This is a genomic window from Rhodococcus sp. NPDC004095 (assembly GCF_053604015.1).
Window position 1 is genome coordinate 72,230 of sequence record NZ_JBSGGS010000020.1, and the last position, 9,078, is coordinate 81,307.

Sequence of the window (9,078 nt, forward strand, 5' to 3'; positions counted from 1 at the left end):
GGGCAGATGCACAAGAGGGGTAGGGTTCAGTCGTGCCGACCGGTAACGAACCGAATCCTCGACAGGCGTCGAGCGCACAGCGCCGGGGCGTCGAGAATCTTGTGCGCACAGTGGCGACCTGGTCACTCGACCCGGACAGCGGAGCGCTCTCTCGCGTCGAGGACGCAGCGCTCACCGGGGTCGGCGATCCGTTCAACACCGATCCTGTGATGGTGCAGGAGGTACGGGAGTCGACCCGCCTCAACGTCCAGCACTGGGCCACGACGATTGCGGCCAACCCATACGATCCCGTGATGCCGACGCTCGCACTGCCCGTCGTCGGCATCGCCCGAGAGGTGATCCGGCGGGGCGCCGATCGCGCGATATGGAAGGCGTACCACGTCGCGAAGGAGGAGGCCTGGCGGCTCTGTATGCAGCGAATCTTCGAACTGGAAGCGGATCCGGCGATCCTGGCCCCGGCGCTGGATCTGATCTCCCGCTCGCTGGAATCGTTGATCGAAACCACCCTCGACCAGCTGACGGCGCTCGTCCAGCGGGAACGTGAGGACTACCTGTGGCAGTCGCACACCGAGCGACTCGCGACCGTCACCCAACTCCTGGACGAGGACCCGACGGACATCGGTGTCGCCGAGCACCACCTGGGCTACCGACTGGGCGGCAACCAACTCGCCGGTGTGCTGTGGACCGTCGCCTCCATGCCCGACCAAGCCGCGCTGATGAGAACGGCGACCGAACTGATGCGGCGCGCCGGGGCGACGCAGGTGTTGGCCGTGCCCGCCAGTTCCTCCTCGCTGTGGCTCTGGCTGGGGTCCCACGAGCCACTGGACCCGCGGGTCCTCGCCGACGCCTTCGGCGACGGCTCGGTTGCGCCCGAAGAGCGTGCGGTGCGTCTGGCGGTGGGGGGCAACGGCATCGACGTCGAGGGCTTCCGGCGCAGCCATTTCGAGGCGGTGAGCGCCCAACTACTCCTGCTCCGGACACATCAGGTGCGCGCGGCGGCCTTCGACGACGTAGTCCTGGTCCATCTGGCGACGCAGAACGAGCAGGCGGCTCGCGCCTACGTCTCCCGGGTCCTGGGGCGGCTGTCCACCGCAGACCCGGACCTGCGCAAGACCGTGCGTGCCTACGTCCGCGAGGGCCACAGCGCCGCCCGTGCCGCCCGTGCCCTCTTCACGCACCGGAACACGGTGCTCAATCGTGTGCAGCGCGCCGAACAGCTGCTGCCCCAGCGCTGGGCCGCAAGCTCGTTGGAGGTCGGCGTGGCCCTCGAGATCGACCACTGGCTCGGACCACGAGGCTGATTCACCTGGCTCGGAGGCCTCGGAGGCCTCGGAGCCGCGATGATCGTGGTTGGGCGTTCGCCGGTCACAGTGCAGCCGGAGCTCGGTGCCGGGCTCCTGGACGGGCGCGGCAGCGGCCTTTCATCGTTGTTGAGTCTGAACGTGCTCGTCGAGGAATCGCTGTGTCACCTCGGCAATCGCGCCCGCGTGGGCGTGGAACAGGTAGTGGTGGCCGTTCATGATCGTGATCTGTTGGATCGCCGGGTTGCTGATCGCGGCGCGGTGCGAGGGTTCCCACTCCGGTTCCACTTCGAGGGAGGAGGCGGCGAGGATCGACAGGGCGGGCAGAGTCGGTGGGAACATGGCGCCCTCGGCTGCTCGCACGTTCTCCGCCCCGCGGGCCATTTCGTCCAGCACGGTTGGGTTCAACACCCACGAGTACGCACGCAGGTACAGGTCCTGCTGGTCCGGGGTGTATTCGGCCGCTTCGCCGAGGCTGTCCCGGTAGTCGGCCACCAGCCCCAGGTAGTCGGTGCTCTTGTCCAGGGTGATCAGGTCCCGGGTTCCGCCGACAGCGTTGACGCCGGCCATCCAACGAGGCCAGTCGGGGGAGTCCTGGGCGCCGCCCGAGGTGTAGCGCTCGTCGTCCAGGCCCACCACTGCGGCGACCTCGTCCGGGTGGTGGGTGGTCCACCACATCGCATACAGACCCGAAATCGAGTGGGGCATCAGGACGTAGGGACCGCTGATTCCCAGTTCTCGGAGCGCGGACCGGGTCTCGTCGACGATCGCCTCGCTGGTGCGGGGGACGTCGGTGCCGTCGCTGAGACCGAGCCCGAACGGCTCGACGGTGACGACCGTGTTCTGCTCGGCCAGGTTCCGGGCCAGTGGAGTGAAGCCGAGGATCGGTTCCGGTGTGGCCAGGCCGGGCATCAGGACGATGATTCGTGGTCCTGAACCCTGGACCGCGACGCTCATCCGGTGCCCGTTCACGTCGACGTACCGGTGCTCGGGGCCGATCAGCCGTACGATGGCCTGCTTGTCGCGTGGCGTCTGCCACCAGTGGACCGTCGTTGAAGTTGCAACGGCAACAACGACTATCGAGACAAGCACGATGAACATCCGTCGCATGACACGAAACAGCCGGCGCCGTGGTGTCGGAACCGTTGAATCCTCCGCTGCCCCTGGTCGACAGTCATCGGTCCACTCGCCTGAATCTGTGTCGGCGATAGGCAGATCAGGCCTCCCCGGTATCCCCATTCGCCCAACCTAACCGACGTCGCGTTCGCAGCTGGGAGGTTTACTACAATTCGTAGTAATCAAGTCTTCGCGCCACCCACCGGGTGCCAATCGCTCGAACCTGACCGCAACTGCGTCGACGGGCGGTGGCCGCCCCAGAAGATCCGGGTCGGCCACCGACCGTCAGCGTCGGGGCGATCGGCGGGAACAGGACACGTTCACGGGCGCAGAACGCAGTGCGCCCCAACATAGATGGTTGTGATGCACTTGTTGCAGTGGATGCACAGCGACTGTCCACTGCCATTCGATCGAATGTTGTTGACGAGGTCGGGATCGCTGAGCAGCGCGCGTCCCATCTCGACGAACTCGAAGCCCTCGGTCATCGCACGGTCGATCGACTCCTTGCCGGTGACCCCGCCGAGCAGCACCAGCGGCAGATCGACCGCCGCGCGAACCTGACGCGCGTAGTCGAGCAGGTACGTGTCCTGGTACGGGTAGGTCCGCAGGAAATGCTTGCCCACCAGCTTGATTCCAAGCTTCTGGGGCTGCTTCATCAGTGCCCCGAACTCCCGTAGCGGCGCATCGCCGCGGAACGTGTAGAGCGGGTTCTCGAGCGAACTGCCCGCGGTGAGGACGACTGCATCCACGGACCCGTCATCCTCGAGCCATTTGACCAGTTCGATGGCTTCGGCGAGCCAGAAGCCGCCGGGCGCACCGTCGTCCATGCTGACCTTCGCCATGATCGCGATCCGGTCGCCCACTGCCGCCCGCACGGCAACGGCCGTCTCCCGGGCGAATCGGGCCCGGTTCTCGAGGCTGCCGCCGTACTCATCCGTGCGGTGGTTGAGCCGCTTACTCAGGAACGAGCTGATCAGATAGCCGTGGCCGAAGTGCATTTCGATGGCGTCGAATCCGGCCTCGACTGCCTTGAGGGCGGCATCGACGTGTGCCTGTCTGATCCGCGCGATGTCCGCTGCCGTTGCTGCCTGCGCGAAACTCAGTGTGGTCAGGTGGAAGTGGCGGCTAGGTGCCAGGGAGGCGCTCCCGAGTGCCTTCGGCGGCGCCACCGCACCGGCGTGTCCGATCTGCGCGGACACCGCAGCACCCTCGGCGTGCATGGCGTCGGTGAGGCGACGCAAGCCCGGCATGGCCTCGTCGGTCCACAGGATCTGGCCCGGCGACGTGCGGCCCTCGGGAGCGACAGCGCAATACGCCACCGTCGTCATTCCGACTCCGCCCGTGGCGAACTGGCGATGGAACTCGATCAGTCCGTCGGTGACCAGACCCTTGGGGGTTCGCCCTTCGAACGTCGCGGACTTGATGATGCGGTTGCGCAGGGTGATCGGGCCGAGCCGGGCGGGTGCGAACGCGTCCGGGACAACGGTTTCCGTATCGGTGCTCATGGAACTCCTTCTTGGGTTGGTCATCCGGCCGTCGTCGCCGTCGATTCGAGCTGCTGTTCGAGCAGGCCGATGCGATGCGTCAGCCATCCTGATTCCCAGAAGTTCTCGGCCGTGACCGGATCGGCGAGGAGGTCACGGTGGCAGTCGAGGAGGAGCGCAGTCGCCGCCGAGTCGTCAGGCGCATGGGCCAGCACCGCCTCCGCGAGTGCGGTCGCCTCCTCGGGTCGGCCCCCGTCCAGATGTGAGCGACCAAGCTCGAGGACGGCCTCGTTGCCGGCGAGGCGGACCAGGTCGGCGAGCGTCCGCTCGCGCGGAACGGCGTGCAGTTCAGAGGTCGCCTTGTGGTGGAACCAGCCCAGGTAGGTCTCCCAGATCGTCTTCACGCCCCACTTGACCTGACCGTAGCCCTGCCCGACGTAGAGGTGATCCGGCAGCGTCACTTCGCGAACGAGAGTCTCGACATCCTTGCCGGCGTTGATGCCGTCGAGCGTCGTCTGGTGGATGTAGGACACGGCGTCGTGCATTCGCTCGAGCACCGCGTCGATGAGGTCCTCTCCCTCGATCGGCTCGCCGCGTCCGGTGATCAGCGTTGCGGGTCGCAGATCGCGCAGCTTGGTGATCGTTGCGAGGTACGGCTCCGCGAAGCGGTAGCGCTGCCCTCGAATGGTGTTGAGGTTCGGGAAGTGTCCGAACAGCGGCCCGAGCAGGTTGCTGATCAGCGCGATGCGGTGCTGGGGAAGCCAGACCATCGCCCCGTCGACCGTCTCGCCGACGCCGGAATGCAGTTCGATCTGCAGCCCGCCGACGTTGAGTTCGAGACGCTCGTCGAACATCAGGTCGGGGGTGGGGATGTCCTGCGCGGGCGACACGTCGGGGCGGGCCTCGATGAAGCCGCGGACCGTCTCGGCGTCGCGGCCGAACCACACCGGCGCCCACTGCCGCATCCGCGTGATGACACGTTCGTCGTCGTGCTGCACCGCCGGGTTGAGCGCATTGGCCACATAGATCGCGCCGGGCTCACGGAATCCGGCGACACCGCCGACATGGTCGGTGTGCCCCTGAGTTGTGACGATGTAGCGAGTGGGCCCCGCGTAGACGTCGTCGAACAGTTTGCGGTGGTGCGGCGCCTCGTAGCCGAGCCCGGTGTTGACGATCACCCGTCCTGCCGGTGTGACCAGCATGTAGGCGGCGCTCGAGCCCGGCGACATGTAGATGAAGTCGCCCAGGCGGACCGCCTCGGAGGCGTAGACGTGGTCGAGTAGGACCTTGCCGGGACGATTCTTGATGAACTCGTCGATCTGGGCGGCGGACACGGGGCTCACTGGACCTCCACTTTCACGGGAAATGTTTCGCAGTACTCGGTGAATCGGGTTCTGAGCTCGGCCGGCTCGCGACCGAAGTCGGCGCGCAGGTCGTAGACGACCTGACCGTTCGCGCCGCGCGGATGATGTGCGATGTGATCGTCGACGGCCGCACGGGCCTCGTCGGTGAACTCGATCCCGCTGTGCGCGTAAATGCGTTCGACGGTGCCGACGTCGTCGGCCATGAACCTGTCGAAATACACGTCGACCCGACGCTCCTCGGGAATGAGTGCGAGGTCCCGGGTTCCGGCGTCGAGGAGGCGGCCGACGCGGTCGGTCCAGTAGTCACACACGGCATCCATGTCCGGCACGAGGAAGTTCGAGCGGGCACCGTATCCGACCATCGTCGCCGCAGACTGCACCACCGACACCGGATCCCGGTGAGTCATCACGACCGTCGCGTCGGGGAACGTGTCCATCAGCGGACCGAGCTGCTCGAGATGTTGTGGGCACTTGAGGATCCATCGACTCGGTCCCCGCTGCCACTGCAGGACCTTGAGCATCGTCGCCATGAAGGCGTAGTGCGGGCGCTGGTCGTGCGACAGGTAGTAGTCCCGCCACCGAGGCGCCATAGACGATCCCCACTCGAAGTTGTAGCTGGAGAAGTCCAGACACTCGAGTTCGAGTTCCTCGTGGATGTGGTCGGGGTTCATCGGGTGCATGGCGGCGACAAGCGGGCTCTTGGCCTGCATCTGGTCCCACCTGCGCTGGGAGCGGACGATGCGGGGGTCGATCCCGTCCGGGCCCACCACGTCTCCCGCGAACGGCACCGGCTCCTGGCTCTCCCACAGCGGCAGCGACCGGAAGCGCGTGTCCGCCGCCAGTAGGTTCACCAGATGCGTCGTTCCCGAACGCGGCAGCCCGACCACCACGATCGGTGCCTCGATCTCGATATCGCGGATCTCGGGATGTCTCTTGAGCAGGTCCAGCACACGCAGCCGGTTGGCCGCGTACCGCACGCTGCCTGCAAACGTCACCATGCGCGAGACGGGGGAGCGGTTGGGATCGGAGTCGATCTCGTCGAGCTGCAAGGCGAGGCGCTCGTGGAAGTCATCAGGTCCGAAGTCGTCGAGACCTGCCTGCTCGGCGGCCGCCGCGAGGACCGCATCGACGCTGAGCTCCACCGGATTCGCCTCGGCGTACGCCCAGGTCTCGCGTTGGGAGTCGGTCAGGACCGGGTTGCGCAGATCGGTGATCCGGATCCGCCCACCGGTGGTAGTGGTCACCGGGATCAGCCCTGAATCGAGAAGCCGCCGTCGACCGGCAGAGTCTGGCCGGTGACGAATCGGGCGGCCGGGCTGGCGAGGAACAGCGCCACCGGAGCGACGTCGATCTCGGGATCGGCCCACCGACCCATCGGGGTGCGATCGAGCGACGGCTTGCTGTGCTCGGGTCGCTGCTGCAATCCGGATGTCATGTTCGTGGCGGTCAGGCCGGGGGCGATCGCGTTGACCCGCACGTTCTCGGTCGCCCACTGGGCGCCCATGGTCTTGGTCATCTGCACGATGCCGGCCTTCGACGCGCCGTAGCCCGGCACCATGCCGACCGCGAAGAAACTCGCCATGGAGGCGACATTGACGATGGCTCCGCCGCCGTCGAGTTCGCTGGCCGTCAGGAGCGGCAGGCATGCGGTGGCCATGCGGAAACCGCTCACGAGGTTCACCGAGAGCGATTCCTCGAAGACTTCCGGGTTCCATTCGCCCTTCTGTGTGAGGGTCTGCCCCGCGTTGTTCACCAGGACATCCAGCGCCGACAGCCCTGCCGCGACGTCGGCGATCTGCTCCCGGTCGGTCATGACGCACTGCCGGTATCCGAAGTCGTCCAGATCGTGCTCGTAGTCGCCGGCTGCGGGTCGCGTACCGGTGATGGTGACCTTCGCCCCGGCTGCCACGAAGCCCCGTGCGATCGCCAGGCCCAGCCCGTTGGATCCGCCGGTGACCAAAACCTGTGATCCCGAAAAGTTGTATGTCACAACACTGTTCACATCATGCGTCGTCATGGGTGTGACTGTAGGCACAGATTGATCAATGGTCAATCCATATTGACCATTGATCAATCTGCGCCTACAGTGGCTCCATGAGAGCAACGAACGGCGGCAATTCGGCCTACGGAGACGCCGAGGCGCGACGTCGCGGAGTCTTGGATGCCGCGGCTGAACTACTCGACGAAGGCGGCTACGGCGCCCTCACGAACCGTGCGGTCGCCAAACGGGCCGGCATCAGTCCCGGGCTGATCTACCAGTACTTCGTCGACAAGCAGGACATCTTCATCGCACTGCTCCACGAGAGCCAGGTGGAGTTGGCCGAGTTCATCGCCGCGTTGCCTCGCGACGAGGGTGTTGCGGCGCTCATTGCCGGAATAGTGCCCGCATCGACCCGACAATGGGCGCGCGTGGGACATCTCGTGGGGACCTGGCGCGACGTCGACGGCGAGACGGGTGAGCGTGAATCGGTTCACGTGTTGCGTAAATCGACAGATCACCAGTTCGCCGAACTGCGGCGCGCACTGATGGAAGCGGCCGCAGCCGAAGGGCTCCGACTTCGTGACGACCCCGCGCTCATCCCCTTCGTCTGGTCCGGCTTGATGGGCCTGGCCGACACCCTCGTCAACAACTGGGCCCGAGACGTCGAATCGGACGCGTTGATCGCGTACTCCGCTGACACCGTGGCAAGGGCCATCACCGAATGACTGGAGCTGTGAATGAACAGAGCAGACAACCCCGCCCGCCCCCGGGCGGGGTCGGGCAGTAGTGCCGCCGCGGCCACGGAGTTGGCGACCGAGGCGGGGCAGCTGCTACTCGCCCATCGCGAAAACCTCGCCGCGGGAATGGGTCCCGCCGAGCTGAGGAAATCTGGCGATCGACTCGGTCACGAGTTGCTCGCCGCGCTGTTGGCCGAGCGATTCCCCGGTGACGCTGTGCTCTCCGAGGAGGGCGCCGATGATCTCGTCCGCCTCGGCGCCGACCGCGTCTGGATCGTCGATCCGCTCGACGGCACTCGGGAGTTCGGCGAGCAGGGCCGGACCGACTGGGCTGTGCACGTCGCGTTGGTCGAGGGCGGTGAGCTGACGGCCGGTGCGGTGGCGATGCCGGCGCTCGGCGTCACCTATTCGAGTGACGGGCACCTCGACGCCACCGCGCAACCGATCCCGGCTGTGCCGCGCGTCGTCGTCAGCCGCACCCGCCGGCCCGAACCGGTGATGGCGATGGCCGCCGCGCTCGGCGCGGAGCTGGTCGAGATGGGCTCGGCGGGCGCGAAGGCGATGGCAGTGGTCCGCGGCGACGTGGACATCTACGCCCACGCCGGTGGTCAGTACGAGTGGGACTCGGCCGCGCCGGTTGCGGTGGCTCGTGCTGCGGGACTGCATGTTTCGCGCATCGACGGCTCCGCGCTGATCTACAACCAGGAGAATCCCTGGCTTCCCGACCTACTGATCTGCCGGCCCGAACTGGCCGGCGAAGCCTTGGAGGCACTTCGGCGATGAGCAGTCCCACGACGAACAGGACCTTGACCCATCTCGAGCGGCTCGAGGCCGAGAGCATCCACATCATGCGAGAGGCGGTCGCGGGGAGTGAGAACCCCGTGATGCTGTACTCGGTCGGCAAGGACAGCGCGGTGATGCTGCACCTGGCCCGCAAGGCGTTCTTCCCGTCGCGGTTGCCGTTCCCGCTGCTGCACGTCGACACCACCTGGAAGTTCCGGGAGATGTACAAGCTGCGTGACGAGTCCGCTGCCGCAGGGGATTTCGATCTGCTGGTGTACCAGAACCCGGAGTGCGTGGAGAAGGGGATCAATC

The 9,078-nt window shown here is 66.5% G+C and carries 9 protein-coding genes; 4 read left to right on the forward strand and 5 right to left on the reverse strand.

Annotated elements, in window-relative coordinates:
- Window positions 1-110: 110 nt before the first annotated feature.
- On the forward strand, window positions 111-1,301 hold the full coding sequence (locus tag ACWEPG_RS26420) for a PucR family transcriptional regulator (RefSeq protein ID WP_452595728.1): 1,191 nt from the start codon (window positions 111-113) through the stop codon (window positions 1,299-1,301).
- 120 nt (window positions 1,302-1,421) lie between these two features.
- On the opposite strand, the gene ACWEPG_RS26425 is transcribed toward ACWEPG_RS26420, so the two are convergent.
- The 5 genes from ACWEPG_RS26425 to ACWEPG_RS26445 form a co-directional block, all read right to left on the reverse strand.
- Window positions 1,422-2,402, reverse strand: coding sequence for an alpha/beta fold hydrolase (locus ACWEPG_RS26425; RefSeq protein ID WP_452595729.1), 981 nt, complete (start codon window positions 2,400-2,402; stop codon window positions 1,422-1,424).
- 335 nt (window positions 2,403-2,737) lie between these two features.
- Entirely contained in the window at window positions 2,738-3,922 is a 1,185-nt protein-coding gene (locus ACWEPG_RS26430) for an NADH:flavin oxidoreductase (protein ID WP_452595730.1), read from the reverse strand.
- A 20-nt stretch (window positions 3,923-3,942) separates the two neighbouring features.
- Window positions 3,943-5,244, reverse strand: a complete 1,302-nt coding sequence (locus ACWEPG_RS26435; protein WP_452595731.1) for an alkyl sulfatase dimerization domain-containing protein — start codon at window positions 5,242-5,244, stop codon at window positions 3,943-3,945.
- Complete coding sequence (locus ACWEPG_RS26440) at window positions 5,241-6,509, reverse strand: sulfotransferase family protein (RefSeq protein ID WP_452595732.1); 1,269 nt, start codon at window positions 6,507-6,509, stop codon at window positions 5,241-5,243. The genes ACWEPG_RS26435 and ACWEPG_RS26440 overlap by 4 nt, the downstream gene beginning before the upstream one ends.
- Before the next feature lie 5 nt (window positions 6,510-6,514).
- Window positions 6,515-7,282 (reverse strand): SDR family NAD(P)-dependent oxidoreductase, encoded by a 768-nt coding sequence (locus ACWEPG_RS26445; RefSeq protein ID WP_452595733.1) that lies wholly within the window; start codon window positions 7,280-7,282, stop codon window positions 6,515-6,517.
- Between the two features lie 77 nt (window positions 7,283-7,359).
- Between ACWEPG_RS26445 and ACWEPG_RS26450 the strand changes: the two genes are divergently transcribed.
- The 3 genes from ACWEPG_RS26450 to ACWEPG_RS26460 form a co-directional block, all read left to right on the forward strand.
- Entirely contained in the window at window positions 7,360-7,971 is a 612-nt protein-coding gene (locus ACWEPG_RS26450) for a TetR/AcrR family transcriptional regulator (RefSeq protein ID WP_452595734.1), read from the forward strand.
- 12 nt (window positions 7,972-7,983) lie between these two features.
- Complete coding sequence (locus ACWEPG_RS26455; protein WP_452595735.1) at window positions 7,984-8,766, forward strand: 3'(2'),5'-bisphosphate nucleotidase CysQ; 783 nt, start codon at window positions 7,984-7,986, stop codon at window positions 8,764-8,766.
- On the forward strand, window positions 8,763-9,078 hold a 316-nt coding region (locus ACWEPG_RS26460; RefSeq protein ID WP_452595736.1), incomplete at its 3' end, for a phosphoadenosine phosphosulfate reductase domain-containing protein. The genes ACWEPG_RS26455 and ACWEPG_RS26460, both read left to right, overlap by 4 nt.

Bases quoted from the DNA above. Each gene is read 5' to 3' on its own strand.
- ACWEPG_RS26430 (WP_452595730.1), bottom strand. From the start codon at position 3,922: ATGAGCACCGATACGGAAACCGTTGTCCCGGACGCGTTCGCACCCGCC.
- ACWEPG_RS26425 (WP_452595729.1), bottom strand. From the start codon at position 2,402: ATGTTCATCGTGCTTGTCTCGATAGTCGTTGTTGCCGTTGCAACTTCA.
- ACWEPG_RS26445 (WP_452595733.1), bottom strand. From the start codon at position 7,282: ATGACGACGCATGATGTGAACAGTGTTGTGACATACAACTTTTCGGGA.
- ACWEPG_RS26450 (WP_452595734.1), top strand. From the start codon at position 7,360: ATGAGAGCAACGAACGGCGGCAATTCGGCCTACGGAGACGCCGAGGCG.
- ACWEPG_RS26455 (WP_452595735.1), top strand. From the start codon at position 7,984: ATGAACAGAGCAGACAACCCCGCCCGCCCCCGGGCGGGGTCGGGCAGT.